This is a genomic window from Escherichia sp. MOD1-EC6842 (assembly GCF_002965705.1).
Lineage (GTDB): Bacteria > Pseudomonadota > Gammaproteobacteria > Enterobacterales > Enterobacteriaceae > Escherichia > Escherichia ruysiae.
In genome coordinates this window covers 161,487-182,487 of record NZ_PTRF01000003.1, presented here as the reverse complement: position 1 = coordinate 182,487, position 21,001 = coordinate 161,487, and the positions used below count along the sequence as shown (strand labels likewise).

At 46.5% G+C, this 21,001-nt stretch carries 14 protein-coding genes and 2 pseudogenes; 8 read left to right on the top strand and 8 right to left on the bottom strand.

Annotated elements, in window-relative coordinates; translation table 11 throughout:
- Positions 1-85 precede the first annotated feature (85 nt).
- Entirely contained in the window at positions 86-1,744 is a 1,659-nt protein-coding gene (locus A7Z29_RS05180; protein ID WP_286135296.1) for a DUF4139 domain-containing protein, read from the top strand.
- Between the two features lie 38 nt (positions 1,745-1,782).
- Here A7Z29_RS05180 and lplT read toward each other — a convergent pair whose 3' ends face one another.
- Complete coding sequence (gene lplT / locus A7Z29_RS05175; protein WP_105289881.1) at positions 1,783-2,976, bottom strand: lysophospholipid transporter LplT; 1,194 nt, start codon at positions 2,974-2,976, stop codon at positions 1,783-1,785.
- Positions 2,969-5,128, bottom strand: coding sequence for a bifunctional acyl-ACP--phospholipid O-acyltransferase/long-chain-fatty-acid--ACP ligase (aas, locus tag A7Z29_RS05170; RefSeq protein ID WP_000899017.1), 2,160 nt, complete (start codon positions 5,126-5,128; stop codon positions 2,969-2,971). Before aas ends, lplT begins: the two co-directional genes overlap by 8 nt.
- Before the next feature lie 586 nt (positions 5,129-5,714).
- Here aas and galR point away from each other — a divergent pair.
- Complete coding sequence (galR, locus tag A7Z29_RS05165; protein WP_000201036.1) at positions 5,715-6,746, top strand: HTH-type transcriptional regulator GalR; 1,032 nt, start codon at positions 5,715-5,717, stop codon at positions 6,744-6,746.
- Positions 6,747-6,752: 6 nt separating this feature from the next.
- Here the strand turns inward: galR and lysA are convergent, their stop codons facing one another.
- A complete protein-coding gene (lysA, locus tag A7Z29_RS05160) occupies positions 6,753-8,015 on the bottom strand; it encodes a diaminopimelate decarboxylase (RefSeq protein WP_032226127.1) in 1,263 nt (420 codons plus the stop codon).
- 121 nt (positions 8,016-8,136) lie between these two features.
- Here lysA and lysR point away from each other — a divergent pair, with 121 nt between their 5' ends.
- Positions 8,137-9,054 (top strand): DNA-binding transcriptional regulator LysR, encoded by a 918-nt coding sequence (lysR, locus tag A7Z29_RS05155; protein WP_000741845.1) that lies wholly within the window; start codon positions 8,137-8,139, stop codon positions 9,052-9,054.
- 4 nt (positions 9,055-9,058) lie between these two features.
- Here lysR and A7Z29_RS05150 read toward each other — a convergent pair whose 3' ends face one another.
- The 5 genes from A7Z29_RS05150 to A7Z29_RS05125 all read right to left on the bottom strand — a co-directional run bounded on the left by A7Z29_RS05150 (position 9,059) and on the right by A7Z29_RS05125 (position 14,706).
- On the bottom strand, positions 9,059-9,751 hold the full coding sequence (locus A7Z29_RS05150; protein ID WP_000848678.1) for an aspartate/glutamate racemase: 693 nt from the start codon (positions 9,749-9,751) through the stop codon (positions 9,059-9,061).
- 127 nt (positions 9,752-9,878) lie between these two features.
- Positions 9,879-11,297 (bottom strand): arabinose-proton symporter AraE, encoded by a 1,419-nt coding sequence (gene araE, locus A7Z29_RS05145; RefSeq protein ID WP_000256430.1) that lies wholly within the window; start codon positions 11,295-11,297, stop codon positions 9,879-9,881.
- A gap of 315 nt (positions 11,298-11,612) precedes the next feature.
- Positions 11,613-12,374, bottom strand: coding sequence for a 2-dehydro-3-deoxy-D-gluconate 5-dehydrogenase KduD (kduD, locus tag A7Z29_RS05140; RefSeq protein WP_000602499.1), 762 nt, complete (start codon positions 12,372-12,374; stop codon positions 11,613-11,615).
- A gap of 29 nt (positions 12,375-12,403) precedes the next feature.
- Positions 12,404-13,240, bottom strand: coding sequence for a 5-dehydro-4-deoxy-D-glucuronate isomerase (kduI, locus tag A7Z29_RS05135; RefSeq protein ID WP_000383255.1), 837 nt, complete (start codon positions 13,238-13,240; stop codon positions 12,404-12,406).
- A gap of 284 nt (positions 13,241-13,524) precedes the next feature.
- Positions 13,525-14,706, bottom strand: a complete 1,182-nt coding sequence (locus A7Z29_RS05125; RefSeq protein ID WP_000656049.1) for an acetyl-CoA C-acetyltransferase — start codon at positions 14,704-14,706, stop codon at positions 13,525-13,527.
- 256 nt (positions 14,707-14,962) lie between these two features.
- Here A7Z29_RS05125 and A7Z29_RS05120 point away from each other — a divergent pair, with 256 nt between their 5' ends.
- From A7Z29_RS05120 to A7Z29_RS05100, 5 genes and pseudogenes are all read left to right on the top strand, one after another.
- On the top strand, positions 14,963-16,192 hold the full coding sequence (locus tag A7Z29_RS05120; protein ID WP_105289880.1) for an amino acid permease: 1,230 nt from the start codon (positions 14,963-14,965) through the stop codon (positions 16,190-16,192).
- 458 nt (positions 16,193-16,650) lie between these two features.
- Positions 16,651-17,282: pseudogene (locus A7Z29_RS05115) on the top strand (helix-turn-helix transcriptional regulator).
- Between the two features lie 332 nt (positions 17,283-17,614).
- Positions 17,615-18,430 carry a winged helix-turn-helix domain-containing protein gene (locus A7Z29_RS05110; RefSeq protein ID WP_000289860.1) on the top strand — a complete coding sequence of 272 codons (816 nt, stop codon included), beginning with the start codon at positions 17,615-17,617 and terminating at the stop codon, positions 18,428-18,430.
- A pseudogene (locus A7Z29_RS05105) lies at positions 18,417-18,900 on the top strand (hypothetical protein). Before A7Z29_RS05110 ends, A7Z29_RS05105 begins: the two are co-directional and overlap by 14 nt.
- 611 nt (positions 18,901-19,511) lie before the next feature.
- Positions 19,512-20,918, top strand: a complete 1,407-nt coding sequence (locus A7Z29_RS05100) for a winged helix-turn-helix domain-containing protein (protein ID WP_000362639.1) — start codon at positions 19,512-19,514, stop codon at positions 20,916-20,918.
- Positions 20,919-21,001: the final 83 nt, after the last annotated feature.

Genomic DNA, 21,001 nt, shown 5'->3' with positions numbered 1-21,001 from the left:
GCATTTTTCCTGACAAAGCGCAATAGACTATTTCTGTCAACGCCATCGCGCGTTTCAATGTCTGTGCCCATTGTTAAGGATAACTATGTTGATTCTAAAACCACTTCCCCTCGCTATGCTATTTGCCGGTTGTGTTTCTGCAGCCTGGGGCGCGCAATTAATCCAGCCGTTAACGCTGAAAGACGTCACAGTTTATCTGCATGGTGCCAGCCTGCAAGGTGAAGAGAGACTCAATTTACCAGCCGGAGAAAGTGAAATTATCTTCACTAATATCGCCAATTCGGTTACCGATGACAGTATCGCCATCTCTCTGGATAGCGGTGTGACGGTGCTATCCTCACGTCTTGCGTTACAGGAAAGACAGCCGAATGCGCTGCCTTCAGACATTCAGCAGCAGTTAAAAACGGCCAGACAAGAACAGGCAAACCTCACTGCCGAGAAAGATAATATCGCCGCGCAAATGAAGGTATTAGAAGCGAACAATACGCTAACCAATAAAAGTGCCGCCGAAGTCGGCAAGTATCTGCAAATGGTGAAAGAGAAAAATGGGGAGTTATTACGTGCCGACAATGAGTTGACGCAGAAACTTGCTGATAACCAGCTTGAAATTGAAAAGTTAGAGCAACGCGAGAGTATGCGTAACGGCGATTCTGAGGCAGCCGATGATCCGCTGGTTATTATCGCTAAGGTCTATGCCCCCCAGGCCGTTACGACGAAGGCGGTGGTACGCTATATGACGCCAAATGCCGCATGGACGCCGCTCTATGATATTCATGCCAGCGCCATTAACCAGCCGCTGCGTCTGGTCTATAAGGCCAGCATTCACCAGTACACAGGGCTTGCATGGAAGAACGTCAATATGGTGCTCTCAACCAGTGAACCTGATACCCATCTATCGTTGCCGCACCTGGAAACGCAGTATGTGGATATTCCGGAGTATGGTAGTGTGAGTGGCTCGCTTTCAGCTTCAGCGTATAAGCAAGAGTCAGAACAGATGATGCACGGAAGTGCCTCTTCCGACGAAATATTTAAGGCTGAAAAAGCGGCAGCAAAAGCAGCAAAGGAGCAACAAGCCAAGCGCAAGTATGCCGCACAGGCAGCGCCAGTTTCACCGCGCCCTGAAAGTTTCACGGCGCAAAATGTTCGCTACGCGCTTTCTTTACCGTGGCAAATCGACAGCGACAATACCGCGCGCACCGTGGTAATCAAAGAAGAGTCGGTCTCTGGCAAATATCGCTTTTTCGCCATTCCAAAACTAAGTAATGACGCTTATCTCCAGGTACAGATCAAAGACTGGGAACAATTGAATTTGATCCCCGGTGAAAGTCAGATCTTCTTTGGCAATAACCGTACCGGCTTGGGTTATTTGCAACCACCTGAAGATGGTAGCTCACTGGATATTCAACTTAATCGGGATCCGAAATTGATTATCCAGCGTAAGGCGGAGCTGAAAAAAGAGAACGCCATCTCTATCTTTAATGACGGCGCGGTACGCAATTTCAGCTATACCCTCAACGTGAAAAATAGCTACGCCGAAGCAGTGGATCTCACTCTGCTTGATCAGATTCCGGTTAGTTCTAATAGCGATATTACGGTCGAAAAAATGCAGTACGGTCAGGCGCAATTCAACGCAAAATCGGGGGAGCTTAGCTGGAAACTGCATCTGGCGGGGAAAGAAAACGTCAGTCTGCCTTTTTCGTATACCGTTAACTATCCGAAAAATATGCAGGTATCTGGACTGTGACCTTCACCGGGCAGTGAATAACACTCCCCGGTAAAAACTTAATGACGGCGTTGCCAGACCCACAGCGCCGTTATTGCCAGCGCAAACAGCGCACCGAAGCCAATGCCAATAGGCACGACCGGGATGCCTACCATGACCGCCAGCGAGTAAATGCCCAACATCAACAGCATGGCACTGTTTTCGCCCAGGTTCTGTACTGCAATCGCATTCCCCGCCCCGACGCTTTTTTTACCCCGCTCCTGTAACAACGCGTTGAGCGGAACGACAAAAAAGCCGCCCAGCACGCCAATCAGCATCAGCAAGGCATAGGCTGGCAGCAGCTCATGTTGCAGGGAGAAAATCAGTACCACCACGCCAATCAAAATCCCGGCAGGCATACAGCGTGACACGGTTTCCAGCGTAACCAGCTTCGCTGCCGCACCAGCGCCAACCACGATACCAATCGCTACCATCGCGTTGAGATAGGTCGGCGTAGCGTTATCGGTAATGCCTAGCGCCACCGGTACCCACAGCACCAACAGGAAACGCAGCGTGACACCCGCTCCCCAGAATAAACTGGTGCCCACCAGCGAAAAACGCGTTTCACCATTGCGCCATAGCGAGGTGCAGGCATTCAGGAAACTGCGGGTCATGTTGATGAGATTCCACGACTGCCCCGGACGCGCCGCCGCCAGTTTTGGAATATAGATATTGGCGACGACCGCCCCGCCGTAGGCCAGCGCACATGCCGCCAGGGCGACCAGAATATGCCAGTCTGCCAGTACACCACCGGCTACGGAACCGAGCAAAATCGCCGCAATGGTGGAGGCTTCCATTAAACCGTTAGCTTTCACTAACTTACTACCCGTGGTTAATTCACCAAGAATCCCGTATTTCGCCGGTGAATACGCTGCCGCACCAATTCCCACCAGCGTATAGCCGAGAAAGGGATTGATGCCAAAGCAGATACTGGCAGCGCCCAACAGCTTAAGGCCGTTAGCAAACATCATTACCCGGCCTTTGGCAAAGCTATCCGCCACCTGCCCGACAAACGGCGCAAAAAGAATGTAAGCACCTACAAACACCATTTGCAGGACAGGCTGACTCCACTCCGGATAGAACTGCGCTTTCAGTAACGCCAGAGTAGCAAACAGCAGCGCGTTATCACCAAACGCAGAAAGAAACTGCGCGACGATAACTGCTTTCATCCCCTTCGACCACAGCGAAGTGTTAGTGTGCACTGACTCACTCATCGTGTTGTTCCGCTTCGTCTACCCAGCTTTTCAACGTGACAAAGTCAGGTTTACCGCTGCCCAGTAATGGCATCTGTTTCAGATAGCGAATGTCGCGCGGTACGGCAAGTTCCGGCACGCCGTGCTCGCGGGCATACTGTTGCAGTTTATCGCGCGCCAGTTCACTGTCCGTGGTGAAAAGCACCAGCGCCTCACCTTTGCTGGCATCGCTCTTAATCGCAGTGGCATGCATCTTGTCTGGAGAAACGCCAATGGCCAGTTGTTCCACCATTTCCAGCGACACCATTTCGCCTGCAATTTTGGCAAAGCGTTTCGCGCGCCCCTGAATCTGCACAAAGCCCTGTTCGTCGAAACGCACGATATCGCCCGTGTCATACCAGCCGCGCTCCATCTCGCCGCGAACATTCTCGGCGGTGGGCACTTCCAGCACGCCCGGTTTCTCCACGCGCAGGTAGCCGTTCATAATGTTCGGCCCTTTTAGTTGCAGGCGACCACCGTCTTCGATACCCGGAACCGCCAGCAGTCGAGCATCCATACCAGGCAAAATACGCCCTACCGTACCTGGTTTCGCCGCCATCGGTACGTTGATGGACACCACCGGCGCACATTCCGTCACACCGTAACCTTCAAGAATGCGCAGGCCAAATTTATCCTGCCAAAGCTGTTTGGTGCTTTCTTGCAATTTCTCCGCACCTGCCACCACATAGCGTAGACGATAGAAGTCATACGGGTTGGCAAAGCGCGCGTAGTGACCGAGGAAGGTCGAGGTGCCAAAAAGCACGGTACAACTGCGGTCGTACACCAGTTCCGGCACAATGCGGTAGTGCAGCGGACTTGGATAAAGGAACACTTCCGCCCCCGTCAGCAGTGGCGTAAACAGGCCAACAGTCAGACCAAAAGAGTGGAACAGTGGCAATGCCGACATAAAGCGGTCATTGGTGGTGAAGTCGGCAATAGTTTTAATCTGCTCGACGTTCGCCAGAATACTTTTATGGCTATGGACCACGCCTTTCGGATGGCCTTCAGAACCGGAGGTAAAGAGGATCAGCGCCTCTTCTTCTGGCTGCTGTTTTACCTGTGCCAGGCGCGGCACCAGCAAATGCGCGAAGATCCACACTTTGTCGGCAGTGGTGACGTCCGCTTTTAAATCTTCCAGATAAACCCAACGCACCTGAGTAAGCTGTTCCGGCAGATGCCAGAGTTTGCCTTTATCGAGAAACTGACGGGAAGTGAAGATGGTTTTTATTTCAGCCGCCGTAATGGCGCTGGTCAGCCCTTTTACCCCGGCGGTGTAGTTCATCATGGCCGGAATACGACGACGAGCGATAGCCCCGAAAATCACTGCCGCACTGATGCCCGCATTGGGCAGCATTAAGCCGATGCGCTCTCCTTCAACACTGTATTTTTCGAGGATGCGACCAACAAACAGCGTTTTGGTAAGTAATTTGCGATAGGTATCAGGGGTAAAATTGACATCTTCGACACACTTTTTACCCGCACCGAAGCGGTACATTGCACTCAAAAAGGATTCGTACAGCGTTTCACGCGGGCGCACAGCCATACGCGCTTCCATCATAATTTGATGCAGCATTTCGCCAGCGATTTTGCGACGGTCACGGGCACGCGGCGCATCCGGCATCTGCACTTGCGTTGGTGGCAAAATATGCAGATGAATTTGCGGGAACAAGCGACGTTTAACCAGACCTTTCAGGCGGCTGAAGTGCGTAAGTTCCGCCCCTTCAATACGCACTGGAATGACTGTCGCACCTGACTTCGCAGCGACAAAACCCGCGCCATCGTAGATTTTCATCAGCGAGCCGGTTGTCGTAATTCGTCCTTCAGGGAAAATAACCACCGGTCGCCCCTGTTCAACCAGACGTACCAAATGTTTAATTGCCATGGGTTGCGTCGGGTCGAGAGGAACGAAGTCGATAAATGATTTCAGCCAACGCATATACCACTGCTGGCTGATAGAGGTGTAAACGGCAAAAACAGGGCGAACGGGTAAAAACAGCGCCAGCAATATGCCATCAATAAATGAGACGTGATTGGGCGTGATAAGAACACGCTCGCCCTTCAGTGCCTTGGTGTCGCCTGTCACGCGAACACGGTACAGGACACGGCACAAATTACGAAAAAAGCTAAAAAGCATTCCAACTCCCTTTGCTCAATCTTCAGTAAAAGCGAATGGTGCGAGATTACACCAGAAGGAGAACACGAGCGACAGTAAAATGGGGGCGAAAAAAAACCTGCGCATCCGCGCAGGCTGGTGCAAGAGACAGGGTACGAAGAGCGTACCGAATAATCTCACCAATCAATACCTCTGGGATCTTGATTGTGGTCTGCACACAGACTGTTCGCCAGCGAGAAAACGCAAAGGAGTGAAGGGAAATGCAACCAGGTGTGTAAATTATCGGTTACTGTTACAGATTGATGACAGACAAAAAAAACCTGCGCATCTGCGCAGGTTGGTGTAATTCATGTGATCAACCCGAAGTTGACTTCACCTATCAATACCTCTGGGATCACCACTTTATCAATCTGAAGCCAAACGCCACCAGCGGTCAATCGCAACAGCGTTTCGCAAAGTGTAACCAAAGGTTTGCAATCTCTTTTTTTGTCTTACTTATTTGCGTTTCGCTCACAATCCCCGCGCTGAAAGTACCACGCCCCTTGAACCAACGGACGTTTTCCGTAACACTGACAGAATGTAAGCGTTTACCCACAAAGGTATTTTCATGGCGACCATAAAGGATGTAGCCCGACTGGCAGGCGTTTCAGTCGCCACAGTTTCCCGCGTCATTAATAATTCTCCCAAAGCCAGCGAAGCTTCCCGGCTGGCTGTACATAGTGCAATGGAGTCTCTTAGCTATCACCCGAACGCCAACGCCCGGGCGCTGGCACAACAGGCCACCGAAACCGTTGGGTTGATTGTTGGCGATGTCTCCGATCCTTTTTTCGGCGCAATGGTGAAAGCGGTTGAACAGGTGGCTTATCACACGGGTAATTTTTTATTGATTGGTAATGGTTACCACAACGAGCAAAAAGAACGTCAGGCCATTGAGCAGTTGATCCGCCATCGCTGCGCCGCACTGGTCGTTCATGCCAAAATGATTCCCGATGCCGATTTGACAGCATTGATGAAACAAATGCCCGGCATGGTGCTGATCAACCGGATCCTTCCGGGGTTTGAGAATCGTTGCATCGCACTGGACGATCGTTATGGCGCCTGGCTGGCGACGCGTCATTTGATTCAACAAGGCCATACTCGCATTGGTTATCTCTGCTCTAACCACTCTATTTCTGACGCCGAAGATCGTCTGCAGGGTTATTACGATGCCCTTGCCGAAAGCGGTATTCCGGCCAATGATCGGCTGGTAACTTTTGGCGAACCGGATGAAAGCGGCGGCGAACAGGCAATGACTGAACTGCTGGGAAGGGGGCGAAATTTCACTGCCGTGGCCTGTTATAACGACTCAATGGCGGCGGGCGCGATGGGTGTACTCAATGATAATGGTATTGATGTACCGGGTGAGATTTCATTGATTGGCTTTGATGATGTGCTGGTATCGCGCTATGTTCGTCCGCGTTTGACGACTGTACGCTATCCAATTGTAACGATGGCGACTCAGGCTGCCGAACTGGCTTTGGCACTGGCGAACAATCACCCGCTTCCTGAAATTACCAACGTCTTTAGTCCAACGCTGGTACGTCGCCATTCAGTTTCAACACCGTCACTGGAGGCAAGTCATAACGCCTCCAGCAACTAGCCGCGATTAAAGCAACTCAAGCGCCAGTAATTCTTCAATGGTCTGGCGACGGCGAATCAACCGCGCCTGACCATTATCAAACAGAACTTCTGGCAGCAGTGGGCGACTATTGTAGTTTGATGACATTGACGCACCATATGCGCCAGTATCATGCAGTACCAGATAATCCCCCGCCTTCACTTCCGGCAAAGCACGGGTTTCGACATTCCCCCCCTCCTGCTGGGTAAAAACATCCCCCGATTCACATAGCGGCCCGGCGACAACGGTTTCCACCATTGGTGCGTGCTCAAGGGAATGACCATCAGCCGCCAGTGCGCTAATGTGATGGTAACTGCCGTACATTGCCGGGCGCATCAGATCGTTAAATCCGGCGTCAACCAGCACAAAGTGGCGGCTCCCCATCTGTTTGACGCTTCGCACCTGGGTAATCAACACACCAGACTGCGCCACCAGGAAACGACCTGGTTCAATTTCCAGTTTCACAGGGTGACCCAGATGATGAGCAATCTGCTCACGTGCCGCATTCCACAGGCCATAATAATGTTCGGTATCAACCGCTTCTTCTCCCTGCTGATAAGGCACAGAAAGCCCACCGCCAGCAGAAATCGCCTGTAAATCCTGACCAAAGTCGATAACCTGCCGCACCATCGCACCACACACCTGTTCCAGATGTGCATAGTCAACACCGGAACCAATGTGCATGTGAATGCCGACCAGCTGCAATTGATGCCGCTGTATCACTTCCAGTGCGGCGGGAAGATCGGTGTACCAGATACCGTGCTTGCTGTTTTCGCCGCCGGTATTGGTTTTTTGGCTATGCCCATGACCAAACCCCGGGTTAACGCGCAGCCATACCCGATGACCTGGCGAAACCTGGCCTAGTTGGTCGAGCATATCGACAGAACCCGCATTCACCGGAATTTGCAATTCACTGACACGCTCGAGCGTCGCCTGGTCGATAACATCAGCGGTAAAGACGATGTCATCGGGATGCGTTTGTGGATTGTAACCCGCCGCCAGCGCGCGCTCGATTTCGCCCAACGAGACGGAATCTACTTTCACGCCTTGCTCACGCATTAAGCGCAAAATATGAATATTGGAACAGGCTTTCTGCGCAAAGCGCACCACATCAAACTGCTTCAGAGCCGCAATCTGCCGACGAATGATTTGTGCATCGTAGACCCAAACCGGGCAGCCAAATTCTGCGGGCAAGCGCAGCAGATTTTCGGCGGTGAGATCGGTATCGGTGCTGAACAGTGAATGTGGCATAACAAACTCCGAATAAGTGCTTTTTTATGATTACGCCACATCATAAAAAGAATAAAAAATATCGATTTATGCCAGGTCTATGCAAAAATGATATGGATTACCGGAGAATGAGATTAAGCAGATGGCCGCCGTTAACTTACGTCATATTGAAATTTTTCATGCGGTAATGACCGCCGGAAGCCTGACTGAAGCAGCACAACTGCTACATACTTCACAACCCACCGTCAGCCGCGAACTGGCGCGCTTTGAAAAAGTGATTGGGATGAAATTGTTTGAGCGCGTACGCGGACGATTACATCCTACCGTGCAAGGGCTGCGGTTGTTTGAAGAGGTGCAGCGATCCTGGTACGGCCTGGATCGCATTGTCAGTGCCGCAGAAAGTTTGCGCGAATTTCGCCAGGGCGAACTGTCTATTGCCTGCTTGCCGGTCTTTTCGCAGTCTTTTTTGCCGCCACTGATGCAACCGTTTCTGGCCCGCTATCCTGAAGTCAGCTTAAACATTGTGCCGCAGGAATCGCCGCTACTTGAAGAGTGGCTCTCAGCCCAGCGCCATGATTTAGGCCTCACAGAGACGCTGCATACGCCTGCGGGTACGGAACGTACTGAATTACTGTCTTTAGATGAAGTCTGTGTTTTACCACAGGGGCATTCGCTGGCGGCAAAAGAGGTATTAACGCCGGAAGATTTTCAGGGTGAGAATTACATCAGCCTTTCCCGTACTGATAGCTATCGCCAGTTGTTGGATCAACTATTTAATGAACATCAGGTTAAACGCCGCATGATTGTGGAAACCCATAGCGCCGCGTCAGTCTGCGCGATGGTACGGGCGGGGGCGGGAGTTTCCGTGGTTAACCCGCTCACCGCACTGGATTATGCGGCAAGCGGTTTAGTGGTGCGGCGATTTAGTATTGCAGTTCCGTTCACCGTTAGCCTGATTCGCCCCCTGCACCGTCCGTCATCAGCACTGGTGCAGGCATTTAGTGAGCACTTACAGGCAGGTTTACCGAATCTGGTTGCCTCACTTAACGCTATTTTGTAGCGAATTACGACAGCATAAAAGCGACGGCATCCTCGGCATGAAGAGCGGTGGTATCGAACACGGGCAGGACACTGCGCTCTTCTGGCACCAGTAAACCAATTTCAGTACAGCCAAAAATGACGCCCTGCGCCCCCTGTTCTGCGAGACGAGTAATGACTTGCGCATAATAAGCGCGTGACGTTTCGGTAAATTGCCCCAGACACAGCTCTTCAAAAATAATCTGATTAATTTTCGCCCGCTCATCCGCTTCAGGCACCAGACAATCGATAGAAAATTGCTCTGCCAGCCGTCCACGATAAAAATCCTGTTCCATGGTGTAGCGCGTTCCCAGCAGCGCCACGCGCGTCATTCCAACACGGGTGATGGCACGCCCGGTGGCATCCGCAATATGTAAGAAAGGCAGTGAGCAACGAGACTCGATGACATCTGCTACTTTGTGCATCGTATTGGTACATAACACAATGCCTTCTGCTCCTGCCCGCTGTAATCCAAGCGCCGCACTGGCAAGAATCTCTCCTGTTTTGTCCCACTCACCGCGACGTTGGCACTCTTCTATTTCATGAAAATCGACGCTATGTAGCAGCACTTGCGCAGAGTGAAGCCCGCCAAGTCGCTGTTTAATGCCTTCATTTATTAGGCGATAGTAAGGAATGGTGGATTCCCAGCTCATTCCTCCCAGCAAACCAATTGTTTTCATTCCTCTCTCCTGATGTGAGTTACCGCACAGAGCTGATTAAGGAACGAAACAAACGCCTCAACGGCCTGGTGCCAGATCTCTATTAGCGAAAAAAAGGCCGGATGTACAGCACATCCGGCCTGTGAAATCAGACACCGATATTTCTCAATTTCTCACCAGCCATCAGTCTACGTTCGATATGTTCCAGCGTGACATTCTTGGTTTCCGGAATAAGCCAGAAGGTGATGCCAACAAACGCAATGTTCAGCGCAGTGTAGAGCCAGAACGTACCTGCCGCGCCGATGCTATCGAGCAGAGTCAGGAAGGTCGCGCCGATAATCATGTTCGACACCCAGTTCGTAGTGGTCGAACAGGTAATACCAAAATCGCGGCATTTCAGCGGCTGAATTTCGGAGCACAGGATCCACACCACTGGCGCGGCGCTCATCGCATAACCGGCAATACACATCATCGTCATGCCAACAGAGAGCCAGGACAAACCACTGGAAGCCGTACCGTTATCAAACTGCATCAGGCAATAGCCCAACACCAACGTGCCCAGCGCCATCACGCTAAAACCAATTTTCAGTGCCGGTTTACGCCCCGCTTTATCTACCGTAAAGACAGCAATAAAGGTGGCGAACATAAATGTCAGCCCCACCACCAGAGTCGCAATCATCTGTTGCTCTGTGGTCGTAAAGCCCGCCATTTTGAAGATGCGCGGCGCGTAGTACATGATGATGTTCATACCAGTAAACTGCTGCATCGCCTGCAACAACATACCGAGGAACACTGCTCGACGGACATTACGGTTGATCTTAAACAGCGCCCAACCGCCCTGTTTTAATTTCAGGCTTTCACGAATTTCATTGAGTTCTTCTCGCGCTTTTTCCGACGTATCGCGCAGCATACGCAGCACTTCTTCCGCCTCAATATGACGCCCCTTTTCCGCCAGCCAGCGCGGGCTATTCGGCAGAAATACCACCAGAATAATCAACAGAACTGCCGGTAAGGCAAGAACACCTAACATCGCACGCCAGTTACCGCTATAGCTGAATGCCGTGTCGGATAAAAACGCCAGAACGATGCCAAGCGTGACCATTAACTGGTACATACTGATCATCTTGCCACGCACGTTTTCACTCGCCATTTCAGAGAGATACAGTGGCGCAGTGTAAGAGGCAATCCCCACCGCAATCCCCAGAACCACACGGGCCGCGATTAACATTTCGACACTGGTGGCAAACGCTGATCCTATTGAGCCCAATACGAACAGTACAGCACCAGCCATCAGGCTGTATTTACGTCCCAAACGGAACGACAGCCAGCCGTTAAACAGCGCACCGATTGCTGCGCCAAGCATCATGCTACTGACCACCCATTCCTGCAAACGACTGGTCAGCACAAAGTGATCGGTGATAAATGGTAATGCACCTGCGATAACCCCGATATCAAGACCGAATAACAATCCCGCGACCGCAGCAGCTACCGAAACAAACATATTCATACGCCGCGTATCACGCAGAGGGCGCGGCGTTAAAGCAGATTCCGTATTGATAGTAACCATTTTTTCCTGCCAGCACAGAGTAAGACATAGTGAAAAAATACGTGAACAATTAACTCAGGTGTCAGGTCGGAAATAGCATAAATATGGATTAAATTGCTGCCACATGCAGTTATGTGATGGATATTACACTTTTAAAATTAAGTAAAATTAATGACATTATAATTAAGCAACTAATTTTAAAGCAGTTAAAACTAACAAAACTCATCAATTGATAATTAATATGGATTATTTAATAGCCATGATATGGATTATGTTGATTATCAGAAATAAAAAACCCTGCCAATGTGACAGGGTCATAAATGTAAGCAAGATGAATTAACGTGCTAACCAGCCGCCATCCACGGCAATGGTGTAGCCATTAACATAGTCAGAAGCACTGGATGCCAGAAACACCACCGGCCCCATCAGATCGCTCGGCAACCCCCAACGCCCCGCAGGAATGCGATCCAAAATTTCCGCACTACGCTGTTCATCAGCCCGCAGTTGCTGAGTATTGTTGGTCGCCATATAACCCGGAGCAATCGCATTAACGTTGATGTTGTGTTTTGCCCATTCGTTCGCCATCAGGCGCGTCACACCCATCACGCCGCTTTTTGATGCGGTATATGAGGGCACACGGATCCCGCCCTGGAATGAAAGCATTGACGCGATATTAATAATCTTGCCGCCATTACCCTGCGCGATAAAGTGCTTCGCCGCCGCCTGGGACATGAAGAACACGCTTTTGATATTCAGATTCATCACATCGTCCCAGTCTTTTTCGCTGAAATCGAGAGCATCTTCGCGGCGAATTAATCCGGCGTTATTCACCAGGATATCAATATGACCAAATTCAGCCACCGCACGATCCAGCAGTGCTGGAATACCATCAATCTTACGCAGATCGGCGGTCAGACTTAAAAAACGGCGCCCCAGCGCAGTGACCTGTTCAATGGTCTCAGTTGGCTCAACAATGTTGATACCCACAATGTCACAGCCCGCTTGCGCCAGACCCAACGCCATTCCCTGCCCCAGCCCAGTGTCACAACCGGTGACAACTGCAACTTTACCTTCAAGAGAAAATGCATTTAAAATCATGATAATACCTTATTAATTTATATCCGCGACTAGCGCAGATCTTTAATGGCAACGTGGTCCATATCATCAAAGACCTGGTTTTCACCGACCATGCCCCAGATAAAGGTATAAGCCCTGGTTCCTACACCTGAATGGATAGACCAGCTTGGGGAAATCACCGCCTGTTCGTTATGCATCACAATGTGACGCGTTTCTTGCGGCTGCCCCATCATGTGGAAAACGCAGGCGTCATCGTCCATGTTGAAATAGAAGTAAACTTCCATCCGGCGCTCGTGGGTGTGGCACGGCATGGTATTCCACAGGTTTCCCGGTGCCAGTTCTGTCAGCCCCATACTCAACTGGCAGGTTTCCAGCACATCCGGCACAAAGTATTTGTTAATCGTGCGGCGGTTACTGGTGAGATTATCGCCCAGCGTAACCGGAGACACTTCAGATGGCGTGACTTTTTTCGTGGGATACGTCGTGTGAGCAGGTGCGCAGTTGTAATAAAACTTCGCCGGAGTGGCACTATCAATGCTGGCAAAAACAACTTCTTTTGCACCTTTACCAACATAGAGGGCGTCGCGGTGACCGATTTCGTAGCATTGACCATCGACGGTAATCGTACCGGTTCCGCCAATATTGATAACCCCTAGCTCGCGACGTTCAAGGAAGTAGCTTACGCCCAGTTGCTTACCAACCTCCCCGCCAACGGAAACCGTTTTAGTTACCGGCATAATGCCGCCAACAATAATACGGTCAATGTGGCTGTAAACCATGGTGTACTCATCCGCGACGAATACCTTTTCAACCAAAAATTCATTGCGCAGCCCTTGGGTATCCAGTGTTTTCGCGTGCGCGCTATGGATGCTTTGTCTTACGTCCACATCAACCTCCGATAATCATTGAAGTGTGAAACCAGAACGATTATGAAACATCGTTTCGTTTTTCTATTGAAGGATGATAAGCCCGTGATGTGCTCTTTTCAATTAAAAATAAAACATTGTTTCATTTTTAAGATGACGATTGTAAAAAGTGTAGTATCGATCACGAATAAGCAGGGGAAAGGAAAAAGTCAGGTTCTATATGGGACATGCATAGACGTGCCAGCCATCATTATAAAGCAGCTTGATGGCGGTAGAGGTTTAACGGATAAGGAAGAAATACAGATCTAATCGTCACGCTCAATAGTTAATGCCACGCCCTGACCACCACCAATACAGAGTGTAGCCAATCCTTTACGAGCGTTGCGTTTCACCATTTCATGAACCAAAGAAACCAAAATGCGACAGCCAGAGGCGCCAATCGGATGACCCAATGCAATCGCGCCGCCATTGACATTGACCCGGCGTTCATCCCATTCAAGCATCTTGCCAACAGAAAGCGCCTGCGCGGCAAATGCTTCATTAGCCTCAATAAGATCGACATCAGCCAACTGCCAGCCTACACGCTCCAGGCAACGGCGAGTCGCATACACAGGAGCAATGCCCATCAGCGCAGGATCAACACCAACGCTGGCAAAGGCGCGAATACGTGCCAGTACGGGTAAATTCAACGCATGTGCTTTGGCTTCGCTCATCATCATTACCGCAGCCGCGCCATCATTGATGGATGAGGCATTTCCTGCGGTAACAGAACCGTGACTATCAAATGACGGATTTAAACTAGCCAGCCCTTCGGCACTGGCATCGGTACGCGGCTGCTCATCGGTATCAACAATCAGTAACTGCCCATTGCTTTGCGTTCTGACCGGGACGATCTCATCTTTGAATCGTCCGGCATCAATGGCCGCACGCGCTTTCTGTTGTGAGCTAAGTGCGTAGGCATCTTGTAATTGACGACTGATACCATATTCGCGCGCCAGATTTTCGGCAGTGACACCAATATGGTAATCATTGAATGCATCCCACAAGCCATCATGCACCAGGCTATCAACCAATTGGCTATCGCCAAGCTGTGCTCCGGTGCGGCTATCAGTCAAAACATGTGGCGCACGACTCATATTTTCCTGACCACCGGCAATAACAATATCAGCCTCACCACACTGAATCGCCTGAGTAGCAAGATGCAGAGCTTTTAGCCCGGAACCACAAACATCATTAATGGTAATTGCCGAAACGCTGTTGGGAAGACCACCTTTAATGGCCGATTGCCGTGCTGGATTCTGCCCTGCCCCGGCAGTAAGAACCTGTCCAAGAATCACTTCATCCACCGCATGTGCAGCAACGCCGGTGCGCTCTAATAATGCTTTCACGACCAGGCTGCCTAGTTCCACCGCAGAATGACCAGCCAACGCTCCACGAAAGCAGCCGATAGGTGTTCGTAACGCACCGACAATCACAACATCTTTCATCACAACCTCGCACCAATTAACAGCGCAATAGTAAATGATTGTTAATTTCAATTATCCAAAATGTTTAAAAAAAGTGATTTTTATCACAAAGGAAATTTACCGTAAGAAGGGAGGGTGATATCTGACTGGCACGCAAGGTTTGCATCTACTAACACACCAATCCAGAGGTTGATATAGCGTTAATCTCCCATGACTGGCCTGGTTTATGGTAAATTGCCCTCCATTTTGTTTAATTTGTAGATGATACGTTCAAATAATGTCTAAAATTTGGTCAAAAGAAGAAACTCTCTGGAGCTTCGCACTCTACGGCACAGCCGTTGGCGCAGGCACGCTCTTCCTTCCTATTCAATTAGGTTCAGCAGGAGCGGTGGTCCTGTTTATTACTGCACTGGTCGCCTGGCCTTTAACATATTGGCCACATAAAGCCTTATGCCAGTTCATCCTTTCTTCAAAAACATCGGCAGGCGAAGGGATCACTAGCGCGGTAACTCACTACTATGGCAAGAAGATCGGTAATCTGATTACCACTCTGTACTTCATTGCCTTTTTTGTCGTGGTGTTGATATACGCAGTGGCAATCACCAACTCACTCACTGAACAGCTGGCGAAGCATATGGTCATTGATCTACGCATCCGTATGCTGGTGAGTCTTGGCGTTGTGTTAATCCTGAATCTTATTTTTCTGATGGGGCGTCACGCCACAATTCGGGTAATGGGATTTTTAGTTTTCCCGCTGATTGCCTACTTCTTATTTCTTTCCATCTACCTGGTCGGTAGCTGGCAGCCTTCTTTATTAACAACCCAGGTAGAGTTCAATCAGAATACCCTTCACCAGATATGGATATCGATTCCCGTGATGGTTTTCGCCTTTAGCCATACTCCGATTATTTCTACGTTTGCTATCGACAGACGAGAAAAATACGGCGAACACGCTATGGATAAATGCAAAAAAATTATGAAGGTCGCTTATCTCATCATCTGCGTGAGCGTGCTGTTCTTCGTCTTTAGCTGCCTGTTATCAATTCCACCTTCATATATTGAGGCGGCAAAAGAGGAAGGCGTCACCATTTTATCGGCACTATCTATGCTGCCAAATGCCCCTGCGTGGTTGTCAATTTCCGGGATTATTGTCGCGGTAGTTGCCATGTCTAAATCATTTTTAGGCACCTACTTTGGCGTTATTGAAGGTGCGACGGAATTAGTCAAAACCACGTTACAGCAGGCGGGAGTTAAAAAAAGCCGAGCATTTAACCGCGCGCTGTCAATTATGTTGGTATCGCTGATTACTTTCATCGTCTGCTGCATCAACCCTAACGCAATTTCGATGATTTACGCGATCAGTGGTCCGCTCATTGCCATGATTCTTTTTATCATGCCAACACTGTCTACGTATCTCATTCCTGCCCTTAAACCCTGGCGTTCCATCGGAAATCTAATTACGTTGATCGTGGGTATCCTGTGCGTATCGGTAATGTTCTTTAGTTAATCGCTGATGTGAATGGTTCAAAATAGTCCTTATTTTGAACCATTCCAGTTCTTACAATGCCTCTCTACCATTAATCACCCTCCTGACAATCTATAGCATAAACAAACAATATCAAGCTGTTATCCTCAGTAAAAATCTGAACATCTTAAATAAGACTATTTAAGATGCATCACTTAGATTTACACGATATCGTCTGGTTATTCGAAAACAATTTGCAGTATAGATATTCCTAATGCATTAGGCACTTATCTGATTTGCAATAAGCCCAACATGGTTAACCGAGTGAAATCCAGCCATATTTAAAACTTAATGATGTATTCTTAAATATCTTATTGAGAATAATATCAAATACAGATTAAACGCAAATCCCCATTAAAAGCTTATTAAATCAGAGCGTATTGACATCATCAATAACCAATGAAATTATGCGATTATCTATGAATAGGGAGGTTATTAACATGAGACTTTGTAGTAGATATAAAAGTCTTACATGCAATAGTTGCTCAATGCATTGCCAAATAATGCCAGAAAAGTCACCGCGCTTGCAGTATTGTGCAAACGCCTGTTTTTGTATGTGGCCCGAAGATAGTTCGTATTTTAATCGTGGTGTGGTTGAAGGCATATTAAGTAAAAATCACAATGCTCGATTAAGTGGATATATTTTTGTAGATTTTTCAGTAAGTTTTTTACGTCTTTTTCTGGATAAAGATGGATTGAGTATCTTGCAAGTACGGAAATGGGAATTGTGTTGATAAGCGACAGGAATATGCAATCTCTTGCTAATTACTGGAGAAAACACAATCCCGCAATATCAGCTATTATATATAATGATGATGGACTGGATGTTGCTAACGAGAAGATCAGGCAGCTGTTTATTGGTCGTTACCTGTCATTTACCAGAGGCAATACATTGACTCAAATGGAGTTCACCATAATGGGGCATATGGTATCTGGCTATAATCCATATCAAATTGCAGACACTCTCGACATGGATATCCGCAGCATCTACGCCTACAAGCAAAGAATTGAAAAAAGGATGGGTGGTAAAATAAACGAATTATTTATACGTTCGAACTCAGTTCAGCATTGAAACGTAACTATCGACAATAATAATTGTATATACGGGCATTTATAATGATGCCCGTGTTTTATAAGATGAGCTTCCAATTCCGCTTGTTAATTTTTAGTTTAATTATGTGAATTTTGTGTGCCATTTCAAAAATTCATGAGCGAAAAAGCCCGGGAAGTAGACGTTATAAGCGTTAAATATGTTAATACACATGGTGTTTTAAGTTGCATTAATATATTGCAATTATAATTGTCGTAGTGAATATAAAATTAATATATATTTATTAGGTAAATACTAATATACTTACCAAACTATCTCATTTCAATTTTCTTAATGCTGTGTTTTATTGACCTATGTACTGGATTATTAACAATAATATTGAGTTCTGGCCGGAACACAAGAAATTAATTTCGGTACATGACGCCGAGTTGAACGTTGTTCTGACAACGCCCGCAAGCAGGTGTTTATCGTTGCTACTCGAAGCTTTTCCAGATGTGGTCGCCCAGCAGGACTTTTTCTCCAGAGTCTGGGAAGAAGAAGGTATGCGTGTACCGGTCAACACGTTATACCAAAACATATCGATTATCAGGCGTGGGTTTCGCGCGGTTGGTGATACGACTCATTCGCTTATTGCAACCGTGCCGAGAAAAGGGTTCAAGCTCAATAACGATATCAACATAGAAAATCATACCCCACCCTCTTCAATAGATGTTCAAAAGCATAACTCTCCCCTCAATTTGAACGTTACAGATGAGGTTAAAGAGATAAATGCTGCTCCAGATAATCATGTCAGGAACATACTCTCGCGCTCTAAATTTTATTTACCAATGTTAAGTGCATTTGGTGTGGGTTTGCTTACCGCATTTTTACTATGGAATAATAACCAACCCAAACCATTCTTTAGAGATTACCGGACTGTTGCAGAAATAAATGGTTGTCATTTTAATGTTACAGAAGATAGCATCGATGGTCTGAAAGATTTCGATAAATATAAAAACCATATATTAGAGACAGGAATTGACTGCAAAAAATATCCATGGTTATATTTTCCCCTTGCCAGGTCGTTTCCGGGTTTGATTGTTATGGCCTGCAAAAAAAGCTATAGAAATAACGAAGTCACAGGCTGTTTAACTTTGTCTTATCGTGGGGTTAATCGTGACTCGTTATAAAAAAAGCCTGATACTTATTTTATGTTTTATTAGTGGATTTGTCTTTTTTATTACCTATAATTATTCTAAAGAGAAAATCGCATACAATGAAAAATGTACAGCCAACTGGGTTATTTTTAATGACCAGGGACAAGCCAATCTCACCCTTGACTTTATGTATAACCAAAACAAAAAGACAGGTATAGTTGCACTGAGCGGCACATGGAAACAAAATACAAAGGCTTATAAAGCAATTCGACGTGATATTGAATACACATGGACTGAAAAATTATAACACCTTGCATCTCACCTCCAATAAAATAAATAAATTCGATATTATTGATCAAGTTGAGGATGATAAGCTGGCACTACTTCTTCCTGACTTCTATGTCTTTTCAGGAAAAATGATAAGCTATAATATACAAACACAAGGTAATCGCGGTTTTCTTTTTAACATTAGTAACAGAGCCATCATGTATTGTGCAAGATAACCCCTGATACGATTGAAATAAAAATAACACATGTAATATTTCTATAATTTTATAACTATGCCATCTATACAGCAACCTTCCACTCTCTAAAAATATTAGCAATGCATCCCCCTTCTCTCATTATAATGCTCACTCTTCAAATTAATACATTGCCGGTATTAATTTGAAGAAATATCCTCAGCGAGAATACTCCATTGTAGAAGTGATATACATGATTGTGTAAAAAGCAACAAATATATATTTTATACATAATAAACTGCAGAGAAAGCTATTGTTACTATAACGTTCACAAACAAGGTTCGAACTCGATACATAGCTATCACTTGGGTATTTTCTCTTATCTTAAATCAAAATTAGCACTCAGTTAAGGAATGAAAGACGTGTAAGTTTATTGTTGCCTTTCAACAAGTTATGTATAAACATGATTAAAAAGCATTAATTAAGGATATTTCAGGTTACATTCGAAACAATCCTGGATAAATTAATTCAAACAGTCATGGAATTTTATATATACAACATCATATACAGTTTAATAAAACATATATGAATATTAGTTATATTTATTACTCATTCAGGACGCAAATAACCATAAATTTCACAGGGGTTAGCTAATGGATTTAGAAATTAAGTTTTCATATCATTTTTCTGATGGAATAATACTTACAGAAGATGGTATTCTTACAAAAGGGAATGAGCAGTCTTACATACCTCCGAAAGAGCTTGGCGTATTATTTGTATTGCTTGAATCATCTGGCAACGTTGTATCAAAAGATATGATCATCGAGTCCGTGTGGAAAAATGTAATTGTAAGTGACGAATCCCTTACACGGTGTATATATTCATTAAGATGTATTTTTGAACGCATCGGCTATACTCGCTGTATAGAAACCATATACAGAAAAGGGTATCGATTCAGTGGGCAAGTTTTCAAGATAAAAGGGAACCAAAATAATAAAGCAGGTAGTGCTGTTGCTTTATTTCCATTTATAACATCCCACAGTCATCATGATCCATTAAAACTAAATCAGGATCTTGTACAACTTATTTCAAACCAAAAAGATGATGACCTTTACATATACCCACTGGCGGCAACCCAGTATTGTATAGATAATAAATCTCAAACAGCTTTTCTGGCCAGATTCAAACCAGATTATTTTATAACTGGAAGAATTAGCCAACATGGAGCATCAAACAGCTTATATGTAGAGGTGATCGATGCAAAAAGCTTTTATCTTGTTGCCAGCACACATCTGCAAGCGGATGATATACAAAAAGTATCACAATTTATAATCAGTAACTTGAATCTGGCTATGAAGAAACCTAAAGCCGCGCAGGAAATGATCAGTCAACGCGATTCTTTTAATGACAATATTTTATCAAAAGAAATGTCTAACGGAAAAAACGCACTGAATGAGTTCACACCTGAAAGTATTGTCAAAGCAATAACAATATTTGAACACCTGAAAAAAAAATACAATATTCCGTCTCTAATAAATGAGTGTCATTGCCTGTTGGCTGAATGCTATATATCCCTGGCTCTTCATGGTATGAACGAGCATAAAGATGCAACTCAAAAAGCATTAGCATTTATAGATAAGGTGTCAGATAAAACTATTTGTGATGGAAAGATTTTAGGGATCATGGGATTGATAACCGGCCTTTCCGGACAAGCAACGACATCACGTATTTTTTTTGAACATGCGCAGACACAAATATTAGATATCGCCGCCTTATACTATTATCGATCACTGGTAAATATATATAACGATAGAATTGATGATGCAATTGCTTGTATAGACCAAGCACTGTTACTTGAGCCTAATATACATAAAGCTGTAGTAATAAAAAAATGCATTAATGCATATATTTCTGCAACGCAGAATAAAAAATGTACACACGTTTATCAAGGAACAGAGAACGAATGTCATTTGGTTATTATTAATAACATCCAAAAGTTAAAGCAATTGACAAAAACTAACAATAGTATCGATTTTAACAGTCAATATGCAGTAGCTTGAGTCGTGATAATCCTCGACTGGTATAACGAATGCAAACTCGTTTATGACTGCCGATGTCGAGGAGCACTCAAGTTCTACTTATT

What these genes read in the sequence shown, in the direction of transcription:
- A7Z29_RS05180 (WP_286135296.1), top strand. Translation starts at nt 86, where the DNA reads ATGTTGATTCTAAAACCACTTCCCCTCGCTATGCTATTTGCCGGTTGT.
- lplT (WP_105289881.1), bottom strand. Translation starts at nt 2,976, where the DNA reads ATGAGTGAGTCAGTGCACACTAACACTTCGCTGTGGTCGAAGGGGATG.
- aas (WP_000899017.1), bottom strand. Translation starts at nt 5,128, where the DNA reads ATGCTTTTTAGCTTTTTTCGTAATTTGTGCCGTGTCCTGTACCGTGTT.
- galR (WP_000201036.1), top strand. Translation starts at nt 5,715, where the DNA reads ATGGCGACCATAAAGGATGTAGCCCGACTGGCAGGCGTTTCAGTCGCC.
- lysA (WP_032226127.1), bottom strand. Translation starts at nt 8,015, where the DNA reads ATGCCACATTCACTGTTCAGCACCGATACCGATCTCACCGCCGAAAAT.
- lysR (WP_000741845.1), top strand. Translation starts at nt 8,137, where the DNA reads ATGGCCGCCGTTAACTTACGTCATATTGAAATTTTTCATGCGGTAATG.
- A7Z29_RS05150 (WP_000848678.1), bottom strand. Translation starts at nt 9,751, where the DNA reads ATGAAAACAATTGGTTTGCTGGGAGGAATGAGCTGGGAATCCACCATT.
- araE (WP_000256430.1), bottom strand. Translation starts at nt 11,297, where the DNA reads ATGGTTACTATCAATACGGAATCTGCTTTAACGCCGCGCCCTCTGCGT.
- kduD (WP_000602499.1), bottom strand. Translation starts at nt 12,374, where the DNA reads ATGATTTTAAATGCATTTTCTCTTGAAGGTAAAGTTGCAGTTGTCACC.
- A7Z29_RS05125 (WP_000656049.1), bottom strand. Translation starts at nt 14,706, where the DNA reads ATGAAAGATGTTGTGATTGTCGGTGCGTTACGAACACCTATCGGCTGC.
- A7Z29_RS05120 (WP_105289880.1), top strand. Translation starts at nt 14,963, where the DNA reads ATGTCTAAAATTTGGTCAAAAGAAGAAACTCTCTGGAGCTTCGCACTC.
- A7Z29_RS05110 (WP_000289860.1), top strand. Translation starts at nt 17,615, where the DNA reads ATGTACTGGATTATTAACAATAATATTGAGTTCTGGCCGGAACACAAG.
- A7Z29_RS05100 (WP_000362639.1), top strand. Translation starts at nt 19,512, where the DNA reads ATGGATTTAGAAATTAAGTTTTCATATCATTTTTCTGATGGAATAATA.